This window comes from Pseudomonas sp. 65/3-MNA-CIBAN-0223 (assembly GCF_040310425.1).
Classification (GTDB): domain Bacteria; phylum Pseudomonadota; class Gammaproteobacteria; order Pseudomonadales; family Pseudomonadaceae; genus Aquipseudomonas; species Aquipseudomonas gregormendelii.
This window is the reverse complement of sequence record NZ_JBEOPV010000106.1, coordinates 1-279: the sequence shown is the minus strand read 5'-3', so window position 1 is coordinate 279 and position 279 is coordinate 1. Positions and strand designations below refer to the sequence as shown.

The window sequence follows — 279 nt, the reverse complement described above, 5'->3', positions numbered from 1 at the left end:
CTCTATACCTGTTGCGAGAATGATCCGCCGCGCTACGCAGATGTGTTCGCCGTAGCGCACGGCGAAGCCCTCGGCATGGGGTTCGATGTGCTCCACGCGGCCGTGTTCGAGTCGAGCGCCATAACCGCTGGCCTGCTCGCGCAACCTGATCAGCAGGTCATTGCCATTGATGCCGGGCGGGAAGCCGGGGTAATTGCGCGAACGTGGTATCCACGATGCCCGGCTCGAGCCGGCGTCCACCACCAGGCAGCTGCGTCGGAAGCGCGCCAGGTACAGTGC

Annotated in this window: 1 pseudogene; it reads right to left on the bottom strand. The window is 64.9% G+C overall.

Features of this window, described 5'->3' with window-relative positions:
• Window positions 1–279: pseudogene (locus AAEZ09_RS28120) on the bottom strand (NAD(P)/FAD-dependent oxidoreductase); the annotation flags it as partial.